Here is a 250-nt window from a genome sequence, read left to right as displayed (position 1 = left end):
CCTTGTAGCCGTTGGCCATGACGACACCGAGCTGCACGCTCGCGTGGCCATTGTAGAGGAATTTGGCGGTGTAGGGATCCTGCAGCCCGGCTGTGACGGTGGCGATATCGCCGAGGCGGGTCACCTGGCCGCCAGCGGTCAGGCGCAGATTCTTGATGTCCTCGATCCTGTTGACATCGCCTTCGACCGAGATGCGCACGGAGCGCGTGCTGGTATCGACGTTGCCGGCCGGATCGACGTTGTTCTGGCC

General features: G+C 63.6%; 1 protein-coding gene. It reads right to left on the bottom strand.

The window, feature by feature from the left end; translation table 11 throughout:
- The coding region (locus tag ACPYOI_RS36635; RefSeq protein WP_481424254.1) for an efflux RND transporter permease subunit at window positions 1-250 on the bottom strand (250 nt) is incomplete at both ends.

The organism is Rhizobium sp. SVR5-2C, from assembly GCF_056755115.1.
This window is presented reverse-complemented; position numbering and strand designations above follow the sequence as displayed.